We start from the raw sequence: 25,484 nt of genomic DNA on the forward strand, positions 1-25,484 counted from the left end.
ACCTGGATCGGGTCTATCACTTGGAAACCATCTATAAAACCGCACTCGTGATCGTGCTGCTGGTGGTGATCTTCAGCCTCGGCCAGGCGCTGTATTTCATGATGACCGACAAGGACAACGACAAGCGCACGGTGTGGGCGCTGACGCGGCGTATCGGCCTGTCCCTGCTGCTGATTGGCATGGTCGCGCTCGGCATCTGGATGGGCTGGCTGCACCCGCACGACGTGGGCCAATAATCGCAACGAGCGATTGTACCCGGGCGTTCCACGCACCGGGCCCGCACCGCGACAAATCGCGCCCCGAACGGTTTCGGCAATGACGCGGTGCGTCAATCGATGCAGCGCGCACTGCGCCTGCGACAACCTTCAATCGACCTTGTAGTAATCCCGATACCAGCGCACGAAGCTGGCAACACCTTCTTCGACCGACACTTTCGGCGTGTAGTCCACCGCCGCCGCGAGCGCGGACACGTCGGCTTCGGTATCGGGCACATCGCCTGCCTGCAGCGGCAACAGTTCCATGACGGCCTTGCGGCCCAGGCATTGCTCCAGCACCTCGATATAGCGCAGCAGCTCGACCGGCTGCTGGTTGCCGATGTTGAAGAGCCGATACGGCGCCAGGCTTGTCGCGGGATCGGGCTTGTTGCCATCCCACTGCGGATTGCCCGAGGGCACGTTGTCCAGTATGCGGATCACGCCTTCGACGATGTCGTCGACGTAGGTGAAACTGCGCTTGTGATGGCCGTGGTTGAACACCTTGATCGGCTCACCGGCCAGAATCGATTGGGTGAAAAGAAACAGCGCCATATCCGGCCGCCCCCACGGGCCGTAGACGGTGAAAAAGCGCAGGCCCGTGCAAGCCATGCCGTAGAGATGGGCATAGCTGTGCGCCATCATCTCGTTGGCTTTTTTCGATGCGGCGTACAGAGTCAGCGGATGCTCGGTCGACTGATGTTCGGAGAACGGCATCGAGGTGTTGGCGCCGTACACCGAGCTGGTGGAGGCGAACACCAAGTGCTCGACATCGTGATGACGACAGCCCTCGATGACGTGCAGAAAACCGGTGACGTTGGTCGACACGTAGATGTGCGGATTCTGCGCTGCGTAGCGCACGCCGGCCTGCGCGGCCAGATTGATTACACGCTGCGGCTTGTGCGTGGCGAACGCCGACTCGATCGCGGCGCGGTCGGCCAGATCGGCGGTGATATGGGTGTAATTCGGATGCTCGGCAAAGCGCGCCAGCCGCGCCTTCTTCAGATTGACGTCGTAATAGTCGCTGAGGTTGTCGACGCCGACGACGTGATCGCCGCGCGCCAGCAGCCGCATCGCGACATGCGAGCCGATGAACCCGGCCGTGCCCGTGACAAGAATTTTCATGCCGCTGTCATCCATTCGATTGATCGACGCGCTGACGCGTCAGTTCTGTCCGATGCCGGCTTGAGCCAATCCAACCATGGCCGGCGTTTGGACGGCCAAATCAGAGACGACCGTCCACCGCATCGCGCGGCAGCACGTACTTCACGTCGTACAGCACCGATGACAATTTGCCGAAATCTCGAATGCCCTCGGCGCCGAGGGCGGCAAACTGGTGGTGCCCCACCGCTACGATCACCGCATCATACTGCCCCGCGGCCGGCTCGCCGATCAGATCGATACCGTACTCGTGCCTGGCGGCCGCAACCTCCACCCACGGGTCGAACACGTCGATCTGGGCGTTGTACGTAGCCAGCGCATCGATAATATCGACCACGCGCGTATTGCGCAGGTCCGGGCAATTTTCCTTGAAGGTGAGCCCGAGAATCAGGATGCGCGCCCGCACCGGATTGATGCCCTTGCACACCATCAGGCGAATCACTTCGCCCGCGATGTACTGGCCCATGCTGTCGTTGGTGCGGCGGCCAGCGAGAATCACGTCGGAGTAATGCCCGACCTCCTGCGCCTTGTGCGTGAGGTAATACGGATCGACGCTGATGCAATGACCGCCGACTAGGCCGGGCCGGAACGGCAAGAAGTTCCATTTGGTGCCCGCCGCCTGCAGCACCTCCAGCGTATCGATGCCGAGCTTGTTGAACAATTTCGCCAGGTCATTGACCAGCGCGATATTCAGATCGCGCTGGGTGTTCTCGATCACCTTGGCCGCCTCGGCCACCTTCAGCGAGCTGGCCTTGTGCGTGCCGGCGGTGATGACCGAGCCATACAGCCGGTCCACGAACTCGGCGATCTCCGGGGTCGAGCCGGATGTCACTTTCAGAATATTGGTGACCCGATGCTGCTTGTCGCCCGGGTTGATCCTTTCGGGGCTGTAGCCGGCGAAAAAATCGCGGTTATAGACCAGGCCCGAGACCCGCTCGAGTATCGGAATGCAGACTTCCTCGGTACAGCCCGGATACACGGTGGACTCGTACACCACGATGTCGCCGGCTGCGATCACCTTGCCCAGCGATTCGCTGGCCTGGACCAGTGGCGTCAGGTCGGGCCGCTTGGCCGCGTCGATCGGCGTCGGCACGGTGACGATGTAAACGTTGCAGCCGCGAATCTCGTCCAGAGCAGCGGTAAAGCGCAGCCGCGCGGCGTCAGCCATCTCTGCGGCATCCACCTCCAGCGTGGCGTCGATGCCTGCGCGCAGCGCGTCGATCCGCGCGGCGTTGACGTCGAAGCCGACGGTCTCGTAGCGCTTGCCGAACTCCACGGCCAGCGGCAGGCCGACGTAACCCAGGCCGACGACGGCGATTTTGGCGTTTTCCAGAGGCTGCATGCGGTGATTCCCTGAAGACCCTCTAGTTTGGCAGCCTTGCCGCAGCGTGGCGATGGCACGGCGACAGGCAGCGAAATGAGGCGGAGCAACACTCCACGCAAAAAAAAGCCCGTCGCAGGACGGGCTTTCGATACTCGCGCAGTCGCGTCAGAGAATGTAGACGAACATGAAAAGGCCAAGCCAGACCACGTCGACGAAATGCCAGTACCAGGCCACCGCTTCGAAACCGAAGTGGTGCTCCTTGTTGAAATGACCCTTCAACACGCGGAACCAGATCACCGCCAGCATAATCGTACCCAGCGTCACATGCAGCCCATGGAAACCGGTCAGCAGGAAGAACGTCGAGCCGTACACGCCGCTGTGCAGGGTCAGATTCAGTTCGCGGTAGGCCTCGATGTATTCGTGCGCCTGGAAATTCAGAAACAGCGCGCCCAGCAGGACGGTGAGACCAAGGAACACCAGAATCTTGCCGCGATGCCCGGCACGCAGTGCGTGATGGGCGATGGTCACGGTGACGCTGGACGACAGCAGGATCAGTGTATTGAGCAGCGGCAAGCCCCATGCCGGCACGGTGCGGAACACGCCGCCGATATGCTGCGGTCCATTGCCGGCGCTGGATCCCCACGAGGCGGCATAGTCGCTCCACAGAAATTCGTGGGTCAGCACACCATGGCCTTCGCCACCCAGCCAGGGCAGCGAGAACATGCGGATGTAGAACAGCGCACCGAAAAAGGCGCCGAAGAACATCACCTCGGAAAAGATGAACCACATCATGCCCATGCGGAACGAGGTGTCGACCTGGTGGTTGTAGCTGCCGGCCTGCGATTCGTTGATCACCGAGCGGAACCAGCCGAAGAACATGCCCAGCACGCCGATCACGCCGACGATCAGCACCGTCTTGCCGAAGCCGGAATCGCCCGGCGGCGCATTGAGCCAGTGCGCAGCACCGAACATGGTGGTGAACATGACCACCGCGGCCACGAAAGGCCAGTAGCTCTTGGTCGGAATGAAATACGCGTCGTGCGACTGACCCATGGTTGAAACCCCGTGGACTTCTCTTGATGACGTTACCCCGCGTGGTGACGCGGGAACTGCAAACGGATCGGCCGCTGTCGACGACCGAGCATAACCTGCCACTGCGACGATACGGCTACTTCATCAGCACGATCTGGATAAAGGACAGCAAAAAAAACGCCACCACGACCGACACCAGAATGGTCACCGTGCGTCGCACGCCTTTACGGCGCTTTTCGATCTCGTCACTTGTGAGCACGGGCGTCATGGGTAGCGGTGGCTTGCCGATCAATCGTTGACGTGGCCGTGCGCGAGATCTTCATCGCGAATCACCGGCGGCACGTCGAAGGTGTGGAAAGGCGCCGGCGACGGCACCGTCCACTCCAGACCCTTGGCACCTTCCCATACGCGATCGGTGGCCTTGTTCTTCGAGAACCAGATCGCGTGGATCAGCACGCCGAGGAAGATCAGCTGTGAGGCGCCGAACAGGAAGCCGCCGATCGAGCTGATCATGTTGAAGTTGGCGAACGCCACGTTGTAGTCGGGAATGCGGCGCGGCATGCCGGCCAGACCCAGAAAGTGCTGCGGAAAGAACAGTACGTTGACCCAGATCACGCTGTTCCAGAAATGCATCTTGCCCCAGAACTCGCTGTACATATGGCCGCACCATTTCGGCAGCCAGTAATACGTGGCCGAGATGATCGCGAACAGCGCGCCGGTCACCAGCACATAGTGGAAGTGCGCCACGACGAAGTAGGTGTCGTGATACTGGAAGTCGGCCGGCACCAGCGCCAGCATCAGGCCCGAGAAGCCGCCGATGGTGAACAGGATGACGAAGGCAATGGCGAACAGCATCGGCGTTTCGAAGGTCATCGAGCCGCCCCACATGGTGCTGACCCAGTTGAACACCTTCACGCCGGTCGGCACCGCGATCAACATGGTGGCGTACATGAAGAAGATCTCGGCGCCCATCGGCAGGCCGACGGCAAACATGTGGTGGGCCCACACGATGAACGACAGGAACGCGATCGACGCAATGGCGAACACCATCGCCTTGTAGCCGAAGATCGGCTTGCGTGCGAAGGTCGGAATCACCTCCGAGATAATGCCGAAGGCCGGCAGAATCATGATGTAGACCTCGGGATGCCCGAAGAACCAGAAAATGTGCTGATACAGCACCGGATCGCCGCCGCCGCCCGGGTTGAAGAAGTTGGTGCCGAAGTACTTGTCGGTCAGCAGCATCGTCACCGCACCGGCCAGCACCGGCATCACCGCGATCAGCAGGAACGCCGTGATCAGCCAGCTCCACACGAACACCGGCATCTTCAGCAAATCCATGCCCGGCGCGCGCATATTGAGGATGGTCGCGATGATGTTGATCGCGCCCATGATCGAGCTGATGCCCATCAGATGCACCGCAAACACCACATAGGCCAGCGAGCTGCTCTGCAGGGAGAGCGGCGGATACATGGTCCAGCCGCCGGCCGGGCCGCCGCCGGGCAGGAACAGCGTGGACAGCAGCAGCACAAAGGCGAACGGCATGATCCAGAACGACAGGTTGTTCATGCGCGGCAGCGCCATGTCCGGCGCACCGACCATCAGCGGAATCATCCAGTTACCGAGCCCGACGAAGGCCGGCATGATCGCGCCGAAGATCATTACCAGCGCATGCAACGTGGTCATCTGGTTGAAGAAGTACGGCTGTACCAGCTGCAGGCCCGGCTTGAACAACTCGGCGCGGATCACCATCGCGAAGCTGCCGCCGATGAAGAACATCGTCAGCGCAAACACCAGATAAAGCGTGCCGATGTCCTTGTGGTTGGTGGACATGCACCAGCGCTGGAAGAAACTCTTCGGCGCGCCGTGGTGATCATCGTGGTGATCATGGGTGGCTGCGTGGGACATGGGCTTGACCTCAACCTGATGGGAATGCGACGACGTAGATGACGTGTGCGAAAGCGTGGTTACAAAAGCAAAGCTCAGCCCTGCTTGGCCGTGGAGGGTTTGTCGGCAACCGGTGCAGTCTGGGCGGTCTTCGGTGCCGCTGCCGTCGACGCAGCGGCAGGAGCAGGGGCCGCGGCCGGCGGATTGGCCTTTGCCTGCTCGTCAGCCAACCACTTGGCGAAATCCGGCTTGGACTTGGCGACTACCACGATCGGCATGAAGCCGTGATCCTGGCCGCACAGCTCGGCGCACTGGCCGCGGTAGATGCCCGGCTCTTTGATGTTGGTCCAGGCCGCATTGACGATGCCCGGGATCGCATCGAGCTTCCAGCCCAGCGCCGGCACCCACCACGAATGGATCACGTCGGCACCGGTGATGACGAAACGAATCTTGGTGTCGACCGGCACGATCAGCGGCTTGTCGACATCGAGCAGATAGGTGTTTTCGTTGCCCGACTTGACCGCATACGGGTCCATACCTGAGCCGAGCTGGCGCGTCTGGTCGCTCTGCGTGTCGAGTTTGGACATAAAGCCGACCTTGCTGATCGGCTTGCCCAGGTAATCCACGTAATCGTAGCGCCACTTCCACTGATAGCCGGTCACCTTGACCGTCATCTGCGAGCCGGTGGTATCGGCCCAGGAAGTGATGCCACCGGTGGCGAAGTAAGCCAGCGTGATCAGAATGATCACCGGAATCGTCGTCCAGACGATTTCCAGCTTGGTGTTGTGCGACCACTTTTCGGCGACCGCACCGCGCGATTTGCGAAAGCGGAACATCGCGATGAACATCGCGCCGAACACCAGCACGCCGATCACCACGCACACGCCGAAGGACCAGTTGTTCAGCTCGTAGGGCACGTGCGACCAGGTCGAACCGCCCGGCTGCATGTTCAACTGATACGGCGACGGGTCCGCGCTGGCAGCGCTGCCGAACAGCGCTGCTGCAAGGGTCGCCGCTGCCGTGAATGATCGCCTGATGCTGCCAGATGTCATGTGTTGCACCTTTGATGAACCTACTTGCGCGGCTGGTCGTTGATCGTGGCCAGCAGCACCCTGAGTTTCTTTGACAGCTCGACGCGTTCCTGCTCTCCCAGAAAAACGCCGATCTCCATTTCGCGCCCGTGCGATGCCAGCAGCAGACGATGACGACCATTGCCCGGCTTCAGCAGCACGCGCACCCAGTACGACTGGAATTGCATGCAGCGTCGGCTCGGCAGCAGCTGCACCTCCAGCGACGACGCGTCGAGGGTGATGCGCTCGCTGCGATCGCCGGCCCGCCAGGCCACGCTCAACGCACACGCCACAGCTACGGATTCCACCAGAGCGAACAGCGGCGCAAACACATTGCCCTGCCACGCGCCCAGTCCCGCCGTTGTCAGCGCCAGTACCGCCAGCACCCCGATCAGTCGACGCATGCCGCGGCGGCTGAGCGATCGATTGGGCTTGAGCCACATCGTCACGCCCAGCACATCGTCGGCAACCGGTCGAAGCACGATCATGGGGATCCAGCGTGCCAGTAACGTCGGGATGATAGGCCGCGGCGCGGCAGTGGGCAACAATGCAGCAAAGGACGAATGTGAAACGCGCAGGCCACGGCCACGGCGAAGCGAGCAGTGGAAAGGTCGTCCGGCACACCACACAGCGTCGACCTCGCGCCGGGCATGCGCCCGGATGACGCACGCAAAATGCGAAGGCCGGCGTACAATCCCGCGCTCCCCTCCGCCTGCGCGGATCTTCCGACAAGCCCGTGACCCAGCCTATTCTCAGCTCCGAACTCCCCGGCGATCCGTCGCCTGCGCGTGCGCGCATCACCGCCGCCTGGCTTCGCGACGAAACCGAAGCGGTCAACGACCTGCTCGCCCAGGCCAGCCTGCCGCCTGCCGAACGCGAAAAAGTCATCGACGTGGCCGCCGACCTGGTCAGCCGGGTGCGCCGGCGCGCCAAGGACCAGAGCGTGGTTGAGTCCTTCATGCGCCAGTACGACCTGTCCAGCGAGGAGGGCGTGCTGCTGATGTGCGTGGCCGAAGCGCTGCTGCGCATCCCGGACAAAGCCACCGCCGACAAGCTGATCCGCGACAAGCTCGGCGACGCCAACTGGAAAAAACATCTGGGCCAGAGCGAGTCGGTCTTCGTCAACGCCTCCACCTGGGGACTGATGCTGACCGGACACCTGGTCAACCTGGCCGAAGAAACCCGCCACGACGTCACCAGCGCGCTGCGCCGCTTGGTCGGCCGCGCCGGCGAACCGGCGATCCGGCTGGCGGTGCGCCAGGCCATGCGCATCATGGGCCACCAGTTCGTGATGGGCCGCACCATCGACGAGGCGCTGGATCGCAGCGCGAAGAAAGAGCATGCGGTCTACCGCTATTCCTACGACATGCTCGGCGAGTCGGCGCTGACCAGCGCCACGGCCGAACGCTATCAGCAGGATTATCGCGACGCGATCGCCGCCATCGGTCGGCGCGGCCCGTTCGCCAATCACACCGACGCGCCGTCGATTTCGGTGAAGCTGTCGGCGCTGCATCCGCGCTACGAAGTCGCCAAGCGCGAGCGTGCCCGCCGCGAGTTGACCGAAAAGCTGCTCGAGCTCTCGCAGCTGGCGATGAAGTACGGCATCGCGCTGTCGGTCGACGCCGAAGAGGCCGATCGTCTCGAGCTGTCGCTGGACATCATCGGCGACGTCTTCGCACATCCCTCGCTGCAGGGCTGGAACGGGCTGGGCATCGTGGTACAGGCCTACGCCAAGCGCACGCCGTTCGTGATCGACTGGCTGATCGAAACGGCCCGCGCCACCAACCGCTGCTGGTACGTACGCCTTGTCAAAGGCGCCTACTGGGACGCCGAGATCAAGCGCGCGCAGGAAAACGGCGTGCCCGGCTATCCGGTGTTTACCCGCAAGCCGAACACCGACGTGTCCTACCTGGCCTGCGCGCGGCGCCTGTTCGGCGCCGGCAGCGACCTGATCTACCCGCAGTTCGCCACCCACAACGCGCACACCATCGCGGCGATCCATCACCTGGCGCAGGGGCGGCCGTACGAGAACCAGCGCCTGCACGGCATGGGCACCGACCTTTACGCCGAAGTGATCGGCCCGCAGAACTTGAACGTGCCCTGCCGCGTCTACGCGCCCGTGGGCACGCACGAGGACCTGTTGCCGTACCTGGTGCGCCGCCTGCTCGAGAACGGCGCCAATACCAGCTTCGTCAACCGCGTGGTCGACGAGAGCGTGCCGGTGCGCGAGCTGGTCGCCGATCCGTGCGAAACGGTTCGGTCCTTCACTTCGATCCCGCACCCGCGCATCCCGCTGCCGGTGAATCTCTACGCTGAGAATGCCGCGCTGGCGCCGCATTCCAATGCTATTTCCAGGAAGAATTCCATGGGCGTCAACTTTGCCAACGACAACGAACTCAAAGCCCTGGCCGACGCGGTGAATGCCCACGCCGGCCCGTGGAAAGCTGGCCCGCTGGTGCCCGGCGCCAACGCCAGCGGCCCGACCGTGACGGTGACCAATCCGGCCGACCGCCGGCAGACCGTCGGCAGCTACGTCAGCGCCGACAGCGCCACGGTCGACCAGGCCATCGCCAGCGCCGCCGCCGCGCAGCCGGGCTGGGACCGCCTGCCGGCGGCCAGCCGCGCCGCGATTCTCGAACACGCGGCCGACCAGCTCGAGGCGCGCCGCGCCGAGTTCGTCGCGCTGTGCGTGCGCGAGGCCGGCAAGAGCCTGCCCGACGCGATCGCCGAGATCCGCGAGGCGGCTGATTTTCTGCGCTACTACGCCACCATGGCGCGCCGGCTGTTCGGCCAGCCCGAGCAGCTGCCCGGCCCGACCGGCGAGAGCAACCAGCTATTCCTGCACGGCCGCGGCGTGTTCGTCTGCATCAGTCCGTGGAATTTCCCACTGGCGATCTTCCTCGGCCAGGTCAGTGCTGCGCTGGCTGCCGGCAACGCGGTCATCGCCAAGCCGGCCGAACAGACCACCCTGATCGGCCACCTGGCCGTGCAGCTGCTGCATGCCGCCGGCGTACCCGCCGACGTGCTGCAATACCTGCCCGGTGACGGCGCCACCGTCGGCGCGGCACTCACGAAAGACCCGCGCATCGCCGGCGTCGCCTTCACCGGCTCGACCGACACGGCCTGGGCGATCAACCGTTCGCTGGCCGCGCGCAACGCCGCCATCGCCACCCTGATCGCCGAAACCGGCGGGCAGAACGCGATGATTGCCGACTCCTCCGCCCTGCCCGAGCAGATCGTCAAGGACGTCATCGCCTCGGCCTTCCAGTCCGCTGGCCAGCGCTGCTCGGCCGCGCGCATCCTGTTCGTGCAGGAAGACATCGCCGACAAGGTCGTCGCCATGCTCGCCGGCGCGATGGGCGAGCTGACGGTCGGCGACCCCGGCCAGCTCAGCACCGACGTCGGCCCGGTGATCGACGAGGACGCGCGCAAGCTGCTGGTCGACCACGCCGCGCGAATGGACCGCGAAGCGAAAAAGATTGGCGAAGTGAAACTGGACGCCGCCGTCACCGACCACGGCACCTTCTTCGCTCCGCGCGCCTACGAGATCGCCTCGCTCGACGTGCTGCAGCGCGAAGTGTTCGGCCCGATCCTGCATTTGATCCGCTGGAAGGGCAGCGAGCTGGAGAAGGTTGTGGCGCAGATCAACGCCACCGGCTACGGCCTCACGTTGGGCATCCACAGCCGCATCGACGACACCATCGACTACATCAGCAGCCACGCCCGCGTCGGCAACTGCTACGTCAACCGCAACCAGATCGGCGCGGTGGTGGGCGTGCAGCCGTTCGGCGGCGAAGGCCTGTCCGGCACCGGGCCGAAGGCCGGCGGCCCGCATTATTTGCTGCGCTTCGCCAACGAGCGCACGTTGACCGTCAACACCACCGCCGCCGGCGGCAACGCATCACTGCTGACTATCGGCGAGTGATGGATATTCCCCATCCCCCAGAGCGAAGCGATAGGCTACGGTCTGGGAGATGGGTGCTGCTGAATCAAAGGCTTTTCGCTCCTTCGGAGCGAGTAGCTTTTCTCTGAATAACAGACAAAAGTCGCCGCTGCGTCGCCAGAAAACATCTATCGCCTGGAACAACCCGACGGCAGGAACCATACGGTTTGATCTGCATGGTCGTAGACGAACCGATAGCGGCCAATCAGGTCGGCACCCAAAATCATCGCCGGCTTACGACCGAAATCATGCGCCAGCACGGAAAGATCGAGCACTTGGCCGGTGGCGTCGGGAAATACGGCATTGGCGACGCGCACTAGACCAATCGGGCCCACGCGCGGCACCTGTTTGATGATGCTGGTGCCGTAGATGGGCTCATCGTCGTGGAATGGCGGGCGCGCTGCATCGATACCCGCACCCTTAGCAAAACCAGGCGTCAGGCGCGTGCGCCTCGACCCCGTGTCGAGTATCGCCACGCCAGCGAAACCGTTGACCGTGACCGGCACGGTGAGCAGCGTGGTGCCAGGATCGATGCGGGCCTTGATCGGCTGGGCATTACGGCCCACCACAGTAGTGATATCAACCGGCTTTGGATAAATGGTTACGTGGCGGCACTGGATATCGAAAGCCACGACGGCCTTGTCCATGTAGTCGTTTCCGAGTACCCCTGCCTGTTTTCCAGCGTCACGTCGATTTGGAAGGCCAAACGCCTCGACGCCTGAGATGGAAAGACCGGCCAGCGACAACTGGTCGATACGATACATCGACACTTTGGATGAACCGGTCTGCCCGGATAGATCCTGATCTTTTCCCTTTAACTTAGGGAGCCTGGCTTGGTCGGCGAACCATTGGTAAACCGCCGAGCCATCGGCGCCGCTATCCAGAATGAACGGGAAAGGCCCTTGTCCGTTCACGTAGACGGGTACCGTATCGTGGCCGTCATTGGCGGATGTCAGCGGCACTTTCGATGAGACGGTGGCATGACCAGCTTTCGCAAAAGCGGCGCATACCATGGCGATAACAAGCACGACAGGGACGACGGTTGTACGGTGGCGACGCATGACAATTCTCCGGTGATAAAAGGTGCGATGACCCCGCCGGCTTTACGACTCGCTTTCTTCGCTATCGGGGACGTATTCGAGGAGATCGCCCGGCTGGCAATCCAGATGGCGACAGATCGCTTCCAGCGTTTCAAAGCGCACGCCTTTCACCTTGCCGGACTTGAGCAACGAAAGATTGGCTTCAGTGATTCCCACGGCACGCGCCAGCTCGGTGGAGCGAACTTTTCGTAGTGCCAGCATCACGTCGAGCCGTACGACGATAGCCATCAAACAAAACCCTGGCGGTCTTCGTCGATAGCGCAACCGAATGAGACGACTCGTGCCAACGCCAAAACAACCAGTCCCGTCACGAACGCATCCAACTGGCGAACCTCTAACTTGACGGCCACCTCGCTCATGCCGGCGGCAAACAAGCTTGCATGCGTGATGAGCGGCACGGTCGCATAAGCCATCAAGGACCACGCGACCACGCGGATGCGATAGGTGTTGCGTGCGGTGAATACCTCGCCACGACCGTAGGTACCGAACAGTCGCATCAGACTCCACAAGATGATCTGGCCAGGCAGCAGCCGCAGCGCCAGCAGTGCAGTGCACAGCAGAGACTGCCCGATGGTGAAATGGTCGATCGGCACGAACGCCGGATCTGGAGCGTCGGCCATATCGAGCCACGACAGATCCACATTGAAGGCGAAGCCGCCATGCAAAAGACCGGCGTGACCGGACCGTAAGGCCAGAGCGCCCACTTCCAGCAAGGCTATAGCAAGCGTTATCAGCCAACACACGCCAGCTAACCAGGAAAATCGTTTGCCATCGCGGATCAGGCGCGGGCTGGGTGACGCAATGGATTCAGCTGGCATGGTCAGACTCTCTCGCGAATGAGAGAATCCTAGCATAAATTATCGTAAAACAATAATTTTATTTATCTAAACAATAATTATCAGCCGCCGTAGCGGCTGCCCTTGCTGTCGCACAGGCTCGCGACGCGCCCGCCGTTGCTGTTGACCTTCCCCTCTTCCGACAGTGAGCCATATCGCAGGAGGGAGCCGTGGGGCTCTGTTCGTTAGCGCAGGGGAGGCCGTCCAAAAGCCCGGCCGCGATTCATGGACCTGCGAAAGCCGCCTGGCAAGCACCAAGTCGCGACGATCGCTTCTTCACTCCGCTCTCCCCACGCATGCCAGCGGCGCTGTTCGCACTTCTCCAGCGGCGCCATGGTGACTTTTCTCTGGCCGCGCAGCGAGAAAGTGGCTCGCCCTCCGCAGGCGGACGCAACGTTCGGGCTCTTATCGGGCATTATGCAGAGATATTCTCCAGCACTCGGGTCAGGCTGGGGGTGGCAAGTACCCGCGATTGACCAGTGAAGCGCCCAGCAAAGAGGCACTCCCATGAACGGCCAAGACCAACAGAACCTCAGCGCCTTGTTGCAGCAACAGCGTTTGGCGCATGCCAGCCAGCCGACGCCAGACTGGCCGACGCGCGCCAGACGGCTGCGTGCGCTGGAAACGATGCTCAACGAGCAGCGACACGCGTTCGGGGCGGCTATCCATGCGGACTTTGGCCAGCGGCCGACCGAAGAAACCGACCTGCTGGAGTTTTTCCCCAGCCTGTCCGCGGTGCGCCACGCTCTGAAGAAAGGCCGCGGCTGGATGCGCCCGCAACGCTCGCTGCCGGGCCTGACGTTTCTGCCGGCGCGCAACGAACTGATCCCGCAGCCGCTGGGCGTGATCGGCATCATCGTGCCGTGGAACTACCCGCTCTATCTGGCCATCGGCCCGCTGGTCGACGCGCTGGTCGCGGGCAATCGCGCGATGGTGAAAATGAGCGAATTCACGCCGGGCTTTTCGGCGCTGTTCGCCGCGCAGATCGGCAAATATTTCCGGCCGGATGAAGTGGCCGTAGTCACCGGCGACGCCGACGTGGCGCAGGCATTCTCGTCGCTGCCGTTCGACCATCTGCTTTTCACCGGCTCCACCGCCGTGGGCCACCACGTGATGCGCGCCGCCGCCGCCAACCTCACACCCGTGACGTTGGAACTGGGCGGCAAGTCGCCGGCGATCATCGGCCCCGGCGCGCGCTTCGACAACGCGGTGGAGCGCATCCTGTTCGGCAAGCTGGTCAACGCCGGACAGACCTGCATCGCGCCCGACTACGTGCTGCTGCCGCGCACGCGCATGGCCGAATTCATCGACGCGGCCAAGCGCACGGTGGCGAAAATGTATCCGCAGCTGGCGCAGAGCAAGCAGTACGCCAGCATCATTTCCGATCGCCAGTACGCGCGCCTGGTCGGCCTGCGCGACAAGGCTGTGGCGGCGGGCGCGAAAGTACATCTGCTGGGCGACGCGCCGGATGACGCCTCGCATCGACGCCTGTCACCGCAACTGGTCAGCGACGTCAACGACAGCATGGACATCATGCGCGACGAGATCTTCGGCCCGCTGCTGCCGCTGCTGCCGTACGACTCGATCGACGAAGCGGTCGCGTATGTCGCCGCCCATCCGCACCCGCTGGCGCTGTACCTGTTCGAGGAAGACGGCGCGCTGATCGACTCGGTCCTGGCGCGCACCGTGGCCGGCGGCGTCAGCGTCAACGACACGCTGTACCACATCGCCCAGCACGGCCTGCCGTTCGGCGGAGTGGGTCCGTCGGGCATGGGCGGCTATCACGGTGAAGCGGGCTTCCGCACGTTCTCGCACATGAAGCCGGTGTTCCGGCAGGCACGGCTCAACGGCGCCGGCATGCTCGGGCCGCCGTACGGCGCGTTTTTCCATCGCATGGTGGACATGCTGATCAAGCGCGGCTGATCGACGTCAGGGCAGCGCAGGCTGCGCTTGCGGGCGCGGTCATGCCGAATGGCGCATCGAGCTTTTCGGATCGAGCCGAGCACGCGGCGGCCGTCGCTGTTACCCTCGTGGTCGTCTTGAGCAGCACGACCGGTGTTGGCATCACCACGGGAGTACGGCCATGCAGTGTTTCGTCTACGCCAGCCAGCGCAAAACCGACAGCTACGTATGGCTGGCCCGTCGCGATGGTTTCGATGTGCTGTCCGAATCGCTGCTGCTGCTGTTGGGCGAGCTGCGTTTCGTGGTCGAAGTGCACCTGGACGAGCAGCGCAAGCTGCCGGTGGAGGACACCGAACAAGTGCTCGACCATCTGCGCACGCAGGGCTGGCATCTGCAGCTGCCGCCACAGCAGACGCTGGCCGTCGCCAATCATCCCTCGTATCGCGAATCCGCCACGCGCGACGATCGTGACGACTGAGGCTGGGCGAATGAACGCCTCGCCGCACGCGCGGAATAAAACGCCGAAAAATAGTGCGGGTGTTAACACCAGGTTACCGTCTGAAGTCGCCGCGATTTCTATACTGTCGGCATGACCCAGCCCAAATCACGACGACGCCCTCCTTTCGCGCAATCTATCGCGTGGTTCATTCCTGGGTTGCTGGCGATCGCGGCGGCCGGTTTCGTCAACCATCCGCTGACGCTGATTCCGCTGCTGTTGGCCAACGCGTTGACCATGGCCGCGATCTGCCACGCGATCGGTTTCGATCCCGAACCGCGTTTCGGTCGTACGGTCTTGCGCCGCGGCGCGGCGCATCTGGTGATGTTCACCGGCTATACCGTACTGGTGTTCTTGCTGGTGGCGTGGCCGATGCTGCAACTCAGCCATACGCCGAGCTTGGGCGCGGCGCTGATTCTCGCCGCGGCCCTGGTGCTTGCGCTGGCGGCGCTGTGGCGACTGTGGCCCGCGTTTGGATTGGTGTTTATCTGGGATGACGCCTACCCGGCGCAGCGCGACAGCTCGTGGATCTTCACGGCGACCCTGCGCAGCCTGGCGTTCGGTCGGCATCTGTCGCACGAGGAGCGCTTCTTCAGCCACTACTTGCCGGCCGCGCTGGCGCTGCTGGTGCTGGCCTTTGGTGCCGTCGCCTTGACCGGCTTGTATGGCGTGCTGCCGGCCGAGCCCCGCATTGCGGCACTGGCGATCTATGGCGTCGTGCTGCTGCCGCTGGGTTGTCTGATGATTGCCAACCGCACGCTGCGCGCGCTGCTCTGCGCGAAACACGTCAAGCCCGCGGCGGCAGCGGCGCCCGAGGCGATCAAGTCCATTCCTGCCAGGCCGCCGGCGGTCGTGGTGTTGAACGAGCAGGAGCGCACGGCCGGCACGCCCGAGCAGGCCCAGGCGCTGCTGCAGGCCACGCGCGAAGGCGATATCGATCGCGCGCTCGCCCTGGTCGAAGCCGGCGCGGACCCCAACACGACACCGGCTGCCGACGATCGCGACCAGCGCCCGGTGCTGATGCTGGCAGCGCTGTTGCCGGATACGCGCCTGCTGCGTGCGCTGATCGCCAAGGGCGCAGACGTGAATCGCGCCAGCGGCGGCATCACGCCCCTGCTCGCTGCTACCCGCGACAGCTGGCACGGTCGCGCCGAAGCGGTGATGACTCTGCTCGCCAACGGCGCCAACCCGCTGGCCGCCGATGCCGAAGGCAGCACGCCGCTGCATGGTGCCGTGCTCAGCGCCGAAGCGGGTGTCGCCGCGATGCTGCTGGATGCCTCCGCACCGATCAACGCGTTGACCCGCTCGGGCGTCAGCCCGCTAGCGGTCGCCTGCCGCGCTGCCAACTGGCCGCTGGTCAAATTTCTGCTGGAGCGCGGGGCCAAACCCGCACCCGCGAACGGCGAGCCCGCGCTGGTCGCCGCCGCCGGCATTGCCGACGATGACGTCACCGGCGTCAAGCTGCTGCTGAAGCATCGCGCAGCGGTGAATGCGGTGGACGCGCGCCACCGCAGCGCGCTGCTCACCGCTGCGGCCGAAGGCCACGAACAGATCGCACGCACGCTGTGTGCGGCCGGAGCCGACGTCACGCTGGCCGATCACCGCGGCAGCACTGCGCTGATGGAAGCGGCGCGCGCCGGCGCCGGCGGCATCGTGCAACTGCTGGCCGAATCCCAGCCTGACGCGCGCGCGCGCGATCACCACGGCCGCGATGCGCTGACGCTCGCCTGCCAGTCGCCGCACGCCCGCGGCGAAACCATCAGCGCCCTGCTGGCGCTCGGCGCCGAGCCGAAGGCGGTAGGTGGCGATGGCCGTAGCGCGCTCGACCATGCCGCCGCCGCGGGACGCTGGGATCTGGTCGCGCTGCTCGATCCGGATACGCCACTGCCGGCCACGCATCGACGCGACGTGCTGACGGAAGGCGCGGACACGCCGGCGCACTTGCTCGACGCGCTGCGCTTTGCGCACTGGGCGATCGTGTCGAGTTTTGCCGAACGCGTGCGCGAGTGGCCGCAAGCGCAACTGGCGCAGCTTTACCTGGACCTGGCCACGCCCGGTCTGAGCCCGGCCCGACGCTGGCTGCTGGAGCACGGCCTCGATGCCGAGGCGCGACTGCCACCCCAGCTTTCCGACGACGTCGATACCGCGCAGGCAAATGCGCCAACCCTGCCGCCGCTGGGCCGGCGCCTGTTCGACGCACTGCTGCCGCAGCTGCCCGCCTCGACCGAGGCGCTGGACGATCTGCTGCAGGCCGGCGCCAGCCCGGCCGGCACCGGTTTGCTGGCACAGGCGCTCTCGCGCCTCAACGGCTCGGCCGCGTGTGCCGCGCTGCCGCTGAATTTGCTCGAACGCGGCGCCGATCCGTTCGGCGTCGATGCACGCGACCGCACGCCGCTGCATCTGGCCGTGGTCAACGGCCAGCTGAGCCTGCTGCAGGCGCTGCTGGCGCGCGGCTGCGATCCGAACACGCGCGATCGCGACGGCCGCACGCCGCTGTTCGCTGCGCTGGAACACGGCGCCGACGCGCTGCCGCTGGTGCGCGCGCTGATCGTCTACGGCGCCAATCCCGAGGCCGCCGACAGCAACGGCGAAACCCCGCTGGGGCTGGCGCTGGAACACCCGACTGTCGAGCGCTGGCTCGACTGGCACGACTGGACACGGCCGGCTCGGCCGCTGCGTGCCACCGATCTGCCGGCTGCCGCAGCCGCCGGCGCGCTGCCGACCGTACAGCGGTTGCTGGAACTGGGTTTTGCGGTCGACACACGCGACGACCAGGGCGCCACCGCCTTGCTGCGCGCCTGCGGCGCCGGCCATCGCGAGATTGCCGCCTGTGTGCTCGATGCCGGCGCCGATTCGTCGCTCGCGGCCAGCAGCGGCGTCACCCCCCTGACCGCCGCGGTCGCCGCACGGCGCGATGCGCTGGTTGCGCTGCTGCTGGAACATCAGGTCGCGATCGATCAGCGACTGCCCAACGAAACGACCGCACTGATGGTGGCCGCCGCGCTGGGGCATCCGGAAATCGTCGAGGCCTTGCTCGATGGCGGCGCCGACGTCAACGCGCTGGACGCCAGCGGCCGCAGCGCCCTGCACGCCGCAGCGCAGTTTGGCTTTGAGCATAACGACAGCCTGCGCGCACGCCGGCTGTTCGACGCGCTGCTGAAGCGCGGCGCCGATATCAACCAGGCCGACCGCGAGGGCAAGACGCCGCTGCTGCTGCTGCTCGGCGCGCAGCTGCGGCCTGGCAGCGACTGCGACGCCACGCATATCGGCGCGCTGTTGCCCGTGCTGCTCGATGCTGGCGCGCTGGTCGGGCATGCCGATCAGCGCGGTGTAACCGCGCTGCACGCCTGCGCCATGCATGCCTTGTTACCGCCGGCGCGCGTTCTGCTGTCGCGCGGCGCCGATCGCCTGGCCGCCGATGCATTCGGCCGTACCGCGGCGGATGTGGCGCGCCAGGTGGGCTACATCGACATCGCGCACGAGCTGGCACCGCGTGTCGGTGCGATTCCCAGCGTGCGGCAGACACTGCGCCAGCCGGCGGCGCCGGCGGACTGATCGGCCACTATTCAATCGGCGGATAACTCTGCGGCGGCTGGCGAACCCGCACGTAGCGGTAGCGTACGCCAGGCAGAAATCACCGACGTGGCATCGATCTCGTCGACACGACTGGTTTCCGGCAGGCCGCCGATCACGGTAACGGCACTGCCATGCCCGCTGCGCGGTGCCCACATCGACGGGAATCGTCCGCCGAACAGCACCACTAGCGGACAGCCCACGGCCGCCGCCAGATGTGCCGGCCCGGTATCCACCGAAACCATGCTGTGGGCTATCTCGAGCAACGCTTTGAGTCGACCCAGCGGCAGCACGGCGGTATCGATGCGCAATGAATGGGTTTTGGTCGCGGCAAGCAGCGATTCGATATAACCGGCCTCGGCGGCCGATCCGCAGAACAGGATCTGCGCCTGCGGCAGGCGATAGCTGATCGCCCGCGCCAGTTCGCCCCAGCGCTGCGCTGGCCAGGATTTTTCGTCATCGTCGGCATGCCGTACACCGTTCCAGCGCATGGTGCGCTTGTTCGCCGGCTGCAGCAGCACCAGCGGACGCCCCAGCATGCCCTGCATGCGCAGCCATGCATCGCGATCGTTTCGTTCCGCCGCGGTAACCTTGAGTTGTGGCGCGATCTCGGTGCGCTCTTCGGGCACCGTCTCCGGGTGACTGGCGCGAAAGGCCGCCGGCGTCTGGCTGCCGAAGCGCAGCAGCCAGTCGATCCAGTGCTCGTTCTCGCGCATGGTCATCGGCTGGATGAACTCACAGTGCTCTTTCGGTATGCCGGCGAGCGCCAGCAGCGGGCGCACCTTGGTACTCGCGCGGGGCTCCGGCTCGCAGACGTAGATCGGCGAGTCGCGGAATTTTCGCAGCGCCATCGCCACGCGCCAGCGCGGCGGACTGAACAGCAGCGAGCCGTACTGGCTGCGCAGCGGAATGAATCCGTCCACCTCGGGCTGCGCGGAAAACAGCACCTGCGGCCAGTCGCCCAGGGCCAGCACGTGGCAGGGTTTGCCGTAACGCTGCTGCAGCTTGCGCAGCAAGGGCTGCAGCAAAATCGTGTCGCCCAGACGGCCAAACCGGATGACCACCGGCGTGACAGCAGCCGGCGACAACGATGATCCATCGGCCGACGGAGGATCGAGCGGCGCGGAATGTCTTGCGGTCATAGGCATGACTCCAAGCAACGCTGGGCGGGGTTTGCGGTTGACGGCAGGCGCGTGAATTCCATCCGGAGCCTGCCAGATCCAGGCAATGCTCCCCGAGCCATTCCTTTCTACGCTATATCCACGGCCGGCGCGCATGGCGCCGGTTGGTTCGCTCGGTTCAATCCTCGGCGCTGAGCCGCTTGTCCCTGTCGCGCTGGCGCTCGCGCTCCGCGCCGGGCTCGGCGTCGGCTTCGAACAACTGCTGCAGATCGGCCATGGCGTCGCGACCGCTCTGGATCAGCTTGGTCTCGTCGTCGTAGACCAGCGCCTGCTTTTTCAGCAGGTCTTCGTCGTACAGGCGGAAGCGCTCCACCCGATCGACCGCCAGCTCGTGCGACAGGCCGAGCGCCTCCAGCGTCTTGCGCGTCATTTTGAGGCTGGAGTGAAAGGTCTCGCGCACCGGCTCGTCGACGCCCATGTCCATCAGCCGGAACACGTGCTGGCGATTGCGTGCGCGGGCGACGATCTTCAGATGCGGATACTGCCGCTTGACCAAACGCGCGGTGCGCAGGCTGGTTTCCGGGTCGTCCGTGGCCAGCACGAACACTTCGGCCTTGTCCGCCTGCGCGGCGCGCAGCAGCTCCGGACGGGTCGGATCGCCGTAGAAAATATTGATGCTGCCGAAGCGGCGCGACGCCTCCACCTGTTCGACCGAATGCTCCAGCGCCACGAAGGGAATGCCCTGCGCGCGCAGCACGCGGGCGACGATCTGGCCCATGCGGCCAAAGCCCGCGATGATGACGCGCGGCGTATCGGCATCGATGGTGTCGTATTCGCGCGTGGGCTTTTTCGGCTTGACGTCGAGCATCCGGGCCGCGATCACCACCAGCAACGGCGTCAGTGCCATCGACAGGGTGATCGCCAGCACCAGCGCATCGCGCTGGCCGCCGTCGATCAGCTGCTTTTCGGCCGCCAGCTTCAGCACCACGAAAGCGAACTCGCCGCCGCTGGCCAGCAGCACGATCAGGCGCAAGCTGTCCGAGCGATTGAGGCCGGCCGGCAGCCGCGCCAGCGGCCACAGCAGGACGCTTTTCAGCAGCAGCAGGCCCAGCACCAGCTCCACTATCAGCAGCGGCTGCGACAGCAGCAGCGACAGATCCATCGACATGCCGACGCTGATGAAGAACAAACCCAGCAACAACCCTTTGAACGGCTCGATATGCGATTCCATCTCGTGCCGATATTCCGAATCGGCCAGCAGCACGCCGGCGAGGAACGCGCCCAGCGTGGCCGAAACATGCGCCAGCTCCATGATCAGCGCGGTGCCCATCACCACCAGCAGCGCCGTGGCCGTGGACACTTCCACCGAGTCGGCCTTGGCCACGAAGCGGAACACCGGACGCAACAGATAGCGTCCGCCTACGACCACCGCCACGATGACCCCGACGGTGCTTAGCACACTGTGCGGATCGATACCGTGCGAGGCCGAGGTCGTCGCCAATAGCGGCACCGCGGCGATCAGCGGAATCGCCGCCAGATCCTGAAACAGCAGAATCGAGAAGACCTGCCGGCCATACGCGGAGCCGGCCTCCTTGCGCTCGGCGAGTATCTGCAGGCCGAACGCGGTGGACGACAGCGCCAGGCTGCCGCCGACGATCGCCGCGGCCCGCTCGGTGAGACCGAACAGGAAATAGCCGACCGCGCCGATCGCCAGCGCCGCACTCAGCACCTGCAGCAGGCCAGTGCCGAAGACCGAGCGGCGCATCACCCATAACCGCTGCGGCGACAGCTCCAGGCCGATCACAAACAGCATCAGGACCACACCGAACTCGGAAATCGAGGCCACGCCTTCGGTATCGCTGATCAACCCGAGCAACTGTGGACCGATCGCCACGCCGGCGATCATGTAACCCAGCACCGAACCCAGCCGGAAGCGCTTGGTCAGCGGCACGGCGATGACCGTCGCCAGCAGAAACACCACGGCAGTCTTCAGAAATTGCGAGCTGTCCACGCGTGGGTAACTCCGTTGGATCGATGGCGTTCGATTATTCCACGCGGGTAGCGACCGTGCCGTTTCTGTCGCAATTTTGTACGCAGCCACGAACGGTGCGATCGGAGCTTCAAAAAATCAGGCCCGCACATGGCGGGCCTGATCGGACGGCGTGACATTCAAAGTGCGCGAATTATTTTTTCGGCGCATCCTTCAATCCGCGGTCGATCAGCATCGGTTCGATGCTCGGTGCCTTGCCGCGCCAGTCCTTGTACATCGTGTCGAGATCTTCGGTATTGCCTCGCGACAGTACCATCGCGCGGAAGCGATCGCCGTTCTCGCGGGTCAGGCCGCCGTGCTCTTTGAACCATTCGAAGCCGTCGTCGGCCAGCATCTCGGTCCACAGGTAGGCGTAGTAACCGGCCGCATAGCCGCCGCCCCAGATGTGCGCGAAATAGCTCGAGCGATAGCGCGGCGGCACGTAGCTCAGATCGATCTTGTCGTCCTTCAGTGTCTTTGCCTCGAAGGCGTCGGCATCCTGCTTGGGCGCATCCGCACCGAGCGTGTGCCAGCCCATGTCGAGCAGCGCGGCCGAGACCAGCTCGGTCATGTCGTAGCCCTTGTTGAAGGTGGCGGCCTTCTTGATCTTGTCCACCAACACCTGCGGCATCGGCTCGCCGGTCTTGTAGTTCTTGGCGTAGTTGGCGAACACCTTCGGATCGGATGCCCAATGCTCGTTGAACTGCGACGGAAACTCGACGAAGTCGCGCGCCGTGTTGGCACCCGAGAGGCTCGGGTACTGTGAGTCGGCAAAGATGCCGTGCAGACCGTGGCCGAACTCGTGGAACATGGTGACCACGTCATCGAACGACAGCAGCGCCGGCTGGCCCGCCGCCGGCTTGGTGAAGTTGGCGACGTTGTAGATTACCGGCTTGGTGCCCAACAGCTTGGACTGGGTGACGAAGTTGCTCATCCAGGCGCCGCCGTTCTTGTTGTCGCGCTTGAAGTAATCGCAATAGAACAGCGCCATCGAGGTGCCGTCCTTGTCGAACACCTCGAACACGCGCACGTCCGGCTGATACACCGGGATGTCCTTGCGCTCCTTGAAGGTCAGCCCGTACAGCTGGTTGGCCGCGTAGAACACGCCGTTCTGCAGCACGTTGTCCAGTTCGAAGTACGGCTTGATCTGCGACTCGTCCAGATCGTACTTGGCCTTGCGCACCTGCTCGGAGTAATGCTCCCAGTCCCAGGCAGCGACCTTGAAGCCGCCCTTCTGCTGGTCGATCACCGCCTGGATGTCCTTCGACTCGCGCTCGGCGCGCGCCGTGACGGCCGGCACCAGATTCTGCATGAACTTGATCGCCGCATCCGGCGTCTTCGCCATCTGGTCGTCCAGCGTCCACGCGGCGTAGTTCGGATACCCGAGCAACTTGGCTTGCTGGGCACGGATCTGCGCGATGCGTTCGATCATGTCGCGGGTGTCGTTGGCGTCGCCCTTCTCGGCGCGATTCCACGAGGCATTGAACAGCGCTTCGCGCGTGGCGCGATCGTTGATGTCCTGCAGCGCGGGCTGCTGAGTGGTGTTCTGCAGCACCACGACCCATTTGCCGTCGACCTTGCGCTCTTTCGCGGCACCAGCTGCCGCGGCGATGTCGGCGTCGGACATGCCATCGAGCTTGGACTTGTCGTCCACCACCAGCGCGCCGGCCTTGGTCGCCGCCAGCAGCTTGTTGCTGAACTGCGTGCTGAGGGTGGACTCCTCCTTGTTGAGGTCCTTGAGCTTGGCCTTGTCGGCATCGGACAGCTTGGCGCCGCCGCGGACGAAATTCTTGTAGGTCACCTCGACCAGGCGCAGCGACTCGGGATCGAGCTTGAGCGAATCGCGCTGGTCGTATACCGCCTGCACGCGGGCGAACAGCTTGCTGTTGAGGGTGATCGCGTCGCGATGGGCGGCCAGCTTAGGCGCTTCTTCTTCCTCGACCTTCTGCAGCGTGTCGCTGGTATTGGCCTGGGCCACGCCTTCGAACGCCATCATGGCGCGAGTCAGCAGCGCGCCGGATTTCTCCATCGCCACGTAGGTGTTTTCGAAGGTCGGCGCATCGGGGTTGTCGGCGATCTTCTCGATCTCGGCCAGGTGCTGCTTCATGCCCTCTTCGATCGCCGGCTGGTAATCGGCCTCGGTGATCTTGTCGAACGGCGGGGCCTGGAACGGCAGCGTGCTGGCGGCGAAAAACGGATTGCTCGCGGTCGCGGCGGGCGCCGGCGCGGCGGCAGTGCTGGCGTGCGCCACCGTGGCGCTGGCCGCGGGCTGCTTGCCACTGTCGTCGGACGACGGCGAGCAGGCGGTCAGGGCCATTGATGTAGCGATAACGATCATGCGAAGACGAAGCATCGAGTTTCCCCAAGTGTTGTGCAGGATAACGCGTCCAAAGAACAGGTGGACGATAGTCGGCTATCGACTCTAACGATTTCGGCCCGGTTCTTCCAAGGGCCGAAAGTCAGGGGCCTTGATGGCGCGACGCCGAATGTCCTCGCGGCCGACGCTAGGCGCGCCAACTCCCCCGATGGGTCACCGCCGGCGCAACGCTGGATCGTCGACTCGATGAAAGACTCGTCGGCGCTCAGGCCGAGCGCATGTCGCGCAGCTGCCACGCGCTGCCGATCAGCAGGTTCAGCCGCTGCCGCACCACGCTCATCGGCAGCGTGGTGAGCAGCTCCACGTCGATGTGCAGATCGCTGACCTTGGCATTCACTTGGGCCTGCGGATCGGTTTCTGCCAGATTGCCGTCGACCGCGTCGGGATCGGGCTGCGCCGCACGCCAGCGGTTGAACAGATCCGCATCGCGCAATGCCTGCTGCAATGCCGTAGCGAAGTCGTCCGGGCCGGCGCCGCTGTAGGAAAACCGAGGATCGTTGCCGCGCGCCTTGGCGAGATCGGCGATGGACAGGTAGTAGTGGCTGCGGGCCATGGTATCTCCGGCGAGGTACTTTTGAGTTGAACAAAGCTTAGGTTGCGCTCCGTCATCGAAGCACGCGGCATGTGAAGCTCAGCCCAAGGCAACCACCGCGGCCTGCAAATGCGTCGCCGCCTGCTCGGGCGCCAGGTTGTGCGGCAATACACCGAGGCAGGGCACCGGCATCAGCTCGCGCAGCGTAGCCAGATTTTCGTCCAGCGCCAGCATGTGGGGATCGATCGTGTTGCCGATCCAGCCCAGCAGCTGGCAGCCATCGGTCTGGATGACGCGCGCGCTGAGCAGGGCGTGATTGAGGCAGCCCAGGCGCAGACCGACCACCAAGATCACCGGCAGCTGCCACTCCTTGGCGATATCCGCCGCCGACAACTCCGGCGCCAGCGGCACCAGCCAGCCACCGACGCCCTCGACCACGACGCGTCGATGGTTTTCACGCAGTTGATCGAAGGCGAAACGCAGCGGCGACAGGGATATCGCCACACCCTCGTGCGCCGCGGCCAGATGCGGCGCCATCGGCTCGCTCAACGCCATCGGATTGATCAGGTCGTAATCGACAGCCATGCTGCTCGCCGCCTGCAGCGCCAGCGCATCCTCGTTGCGCAAACCTTGCGGCGTCGATTCGCAGCCGCTGGCCACCGGCTTCATGCCGCAGGTGGTGTGACCGGCCTCGCGCAGGGCGTGTATCAGGGCACAGGCGGCGTGCGTTTTGCCGATGCCGGTATCGGTGCCGGCGATGAAAACAGCGGAATGACTCACGCGATGACTCCATGGAGGTAATACCGCCGGGCGGCACGCAGCCGCGGCACGGTCGGCATCGGTAAAAAACACC

The 25,484-nt window shown here is 64.4% G+C and carries 20 protein-coding genes; 6 read left to right on the forward strand and 14 right to left on the reverse strand.

The window, feature by feature from the left end; all coding sequences use genetic code 11:
* Nucleotides 1-20 precede the first annotated feature (20 nt).
* Nucleotides 21-236 carry a twin transmembrane helix small protein gene (locus tag HDE76_RS12620; RefSeq protein WP_179480545.1) on the forward strand — a complete coding sequence of 72 codons (216 nt, stop codon included), beginning with the start codon at nucleotides 21-23 and terminating at the stop codon, nucleotides 234-236.
* 129 nt (nucleotides 237-365) lie between these two features.
* Here the strand turns inward: HDE76_RS12620 and HDE76_RS12625 are convergent, their stop codons facing one another.
* From HDE76_RS12625 to HDE76_RS12635, 3 genes are all read right to left on the reverse strand, one after another.
* Nucleotides 366-1,376, reverse strand: coding sequence for an NAD-dependent epimerase (locus tag HDE76_RS12625; protein ID WP_184508045.1), 1,011 nt, complete (start codon nucleotides 1,374-1,376; stop codon nucleotides 366-368).
* A gap of 100 nt (nucleotides 1,377-1,476) precedes the next feature.
* Complete coding sequence (tviB, locus tag HDE76_RS12630) at nucleotides 1,477-2,754, reverse strand: Vi polysaccharide biosynthesis UDP-N-acetylglucosamine C-6 dehydrogenase TviB (protein WP_179480541.1); 1,278 nt, start codon at nucleotides 2,752-2,754, stop codon at nucleotides 1,477-1,479.
* Nucleotides 2,755-2,901: 147 nt separating this feature from the next.
* Nucleotides 2,902-3,789 (reverse strand): cytochrome c oxidase subunit 3, encoded by an 888-nt coding sequence (locus HDE76_RS12635; RefSeq protein ID WP_179480539.1) that lies wholly within the window; start codon nucleotides 3,787-3,789, stop codon nucleotides 2,902-2,904.
* Nucleotides 3,790-3,815: 26 nt separating this feature from the next.
* Between HDE76_RS12635 and HDE76_RS12640 the strand changes: the two genes are divergently transcribed.
* A complete protein-coding gene (locus tag HDE76_RS12640) occupies nucleotides 3,816-4,067 on the forward strand; it encodes a hypothetical protein (RefSeq protein ID WP_184508048.1) in 252 nt (83 codons plus the stop codon).
* On the opposite strand, the gene ctaD is transcribed toward HDE76_RS12640, so the two are convergent.
* The 3 genes from ctaD to HDE76_RS12655 all read right to left on the reverse strand — a co-directional run bounded on the left by ctaD (nucleotide 4,057) and on the right by HDE76_RS12655 (nucleotide 7,165).
* The gene (ctaD, locus tag HDE76_RS12645) at nucleotides 4,057-5,673 is read right to left on the reverse strand and encodes a cytochrome c oxidase subunit I (protein ID WP_179480537.1); all 1,617 of its coding nucleotides are present in this window, start codon (nucleotides 5,671-5,673) and stop codon (nucleotides 4,057-4,059) included. The two genes, HDE76_RS12640 and ctaD, sit on opposite strands and share 11 nt — an antisense overlap.
* Before the next feature lie 74 nt (nucleotides 5,674-5,747).
* Complete coding sequence (gene coxB / locus HDE76_RS12650) at nucleotides 5,748-6,704, reverse strand: cytochrome c oxidase subunit II (RefSeq protein ID WP_179480535.1); 957 nt, start codon at nucleotides 6,702-6,704, stop codon at nucleotides 5,748-5,750.
* Between the two features lie 20 nt (nucleotides 6,705-6,724).
* Complete coding sequence (locus tag HDE76_RS12655; protein WP_179480753.1) at nucleotides 6,725-7,165, reverse strand: DUF2244 domain-containing protein; 441 nt, start codon at nucleotides 7,163-7,165, stop codon at nucleotides 6,725-6,727.
* A gap of 293 nt (nucleotides 7,166-7,458) precedes the next feature.
* Here HDE76_RS12655 and putA point away from each other — a divergent pair, with 293 nt between their 5' ends.
* Nucleotides 7,459-10,647 carry a bifunctional proline dehydrogenase/L-glutamate gamma-semialdehyde dehydrogenase PutA gene (gene putA / locus HDE76_RS12660; protein ID WP_184508051.1) on the forward strand — a complete coding sequence of 1,063 codons (3,189 nt, stop codon included), beginning with the start codon at nucleotides 7,459-7,461 and terminating at the stop codon, nucleotides 10,645-10,647.
* 146 nt (nucleotides 10,648-10,793) lie between these two features.
* Here the strand turns inward: putA and HDE76_RS12665 are convergent, their stop codons facing one another.
* From HDE76_RS12665 to HDE76_RS12675, 3 genes are read right to left on the reverse strand one after another with little or no spacing between them, the layout of a single operon-like run.
* On the reverse strand, nucleotides 10,794-11,726 hold the full coding sequence (locus tag HDE76_RS12665; protein WP_179480531.1) for a retroviral-like aspartic protease family protein: 933 nt from the start codon (nucleotides 11,724-11,726) through the stop codon (nucleotides 10,794-10,796).
* Nucleotides 11,727-11,768: 42 nt separating this feature from the next.
* The gene (locus HDE76_RS12670; RefSeq protein WP_184508055.1) at nucleotides 11,769-11,993 is read right to left on the reverse strand and encodes a helix-turn-helix transcriptional regulator; all 225 of its coding nucleotides are present in this window, start codon (nucleotides 11,991-11,993) and stop codon (nucleotides 11,769-11,771) included.
* Nucleotides 11,993-12,469: a DUF2975 domain-containing protein gene (locus tag HDE76_RS12675; RefSeq protein ID WP_343205713.1), complete on the reverse strand. Its 477-nt coding sequence runs from the start codon at nucleotides 12,467-12,469 to the stop codon at nucleotides 11,993-11,995. The genes HDE76_RS12670 and HDE76_RS12675 overlap by 1 nt, the downstream gene beginning before the upstream one ends.
* Nucleotides 12,470-13,108: 639 nt before the next feature.
* On the opposite strand from HDE76_RS12675, the gene HDE76_RS12680 reads away from it, so the two are divergent.
* From HDE76_RS12680 to HDE76_RS12690, 3 genes are all read left to right on the forward strand, one after another.
* Nucleotides 13,109-14,524, forward strand: a complete 1,416-nt coding sequence (locus tag HDE76_RS12680; RefSeq protein ID WP_184508061.1) for a coniferyl aldehyde dehydrogenase — start codon at nucleotides 13,109-13,111, stop codon at nucleotides 14,522-14,524.
* A gap of 160 nt (nucleotides 14,525-14,684) precedes the next feature.
* A complete protein-coding gene (locus HDE76_RS12685; RefSeq protein ID WP_179480523.1) occupies nucleotides 14,685-14,981 on the forward strand; it encodes a YcgL domain-containing protein in 297 nt (98 codons plus the stop codon).
* 111 nt (nucleotides 14,982-15,092) lie between these two features.
* Nucleotides 15,093-18,554, forward strand: a complete 3,462-nt coding sequence (locus tag HDE76_RS12690; RefSeq protein ID WP_184508064.1) for an ankyrin repeat domain-containing protein — start codon at nucleotides 15,093-15,095, stop codon at nucleotides 18,552-18,554.
* A gap of 11 nt (nucleotides 18,555-18,565) precedes the next feature.
* Here HDE76_RS12690 and HDE76_RS12695 read toward each other — a convergent pair whose 3' ends face one another.
* The 5 genes from HDE76_RS12695 to bioD form a co-directional block, all read right to left on the reverse strand.
* Entirely contained in the window at nucleotides 18,566-19,714 is a 1,149-nt protein-coding gene (locus HDE76_RS12695; protein WP_179480519.1) for a glycosyltransferase family 9 protein, read from the reverse strand.
* Between the two features lie 157 nt (nucleotides 19,715-19,871).
* Nucleotides 19,872-21,704: a monovalent cation:proton antiporter-2 (CPA2) family protein gene (locus tag HDE76_RS12700; RefSeq protein WP_179480517.1), complete on the reverse strand. Its 1,833-nt coding sequence runs from the start codon at nucleotides 21,702-21,704 to the stop codon at nucleotides 19,872-19,874.
* A gap of 172 nt (nucleotides 21,705-21,876) precedes the next feature.
* Nucleotides 21,877-24,075, reverse strand: coding sequence for a peptidyl-dipeptidase Dcp (gene dcp / locus HDE76_RS12705; protein WP_179480515.1), 2,199 nt, complete (start codon nucleotides 24,073-24,075; stop codon nucleotides 21,877-21,879).
* Nucleotides 24,076-24,304: 229 nt separating this feature from the next.
* Nucleotides 24,305-24,652 carry a hypothetical protein gene (locus HDE76_RS12710; protein ID WP_179480513.1) on the reverse strand — a complete coding sequence of 116 codons (348 nt, stop codon included), beginning with the start codon at nucleotides 24,650-24,652 and terminating at the stop codon, nucleotides 24,305-24,307.
* Nucleotides 24,653-24,730: 78 nt separating this feature from the next.
* On the reverse strand, nucleotides 24,731-25,411 hold the full coding sequence (gene bioD / locus HDE76_RS12715; RefSeq protein WP_179480511.1) for a dethiobiotin synthase: 681 nt from the start codon (nucleotides 25,409-25,411) through the stop codon (nucleotides 24,731-24,733).
* Between the last annotated feature and the right edge of the window lie 73 nt (nucleotides 25,412-25,484).

Source organism: Rhodanobacter sp. ANJX3 (genome assembly GCF_014200755.1).
GTDB lineage: Bacteria > Pseudomonadota > Gammaproteobacteria > Xanthomonadales > Rhodanobacteraceae > Rhodanobacter.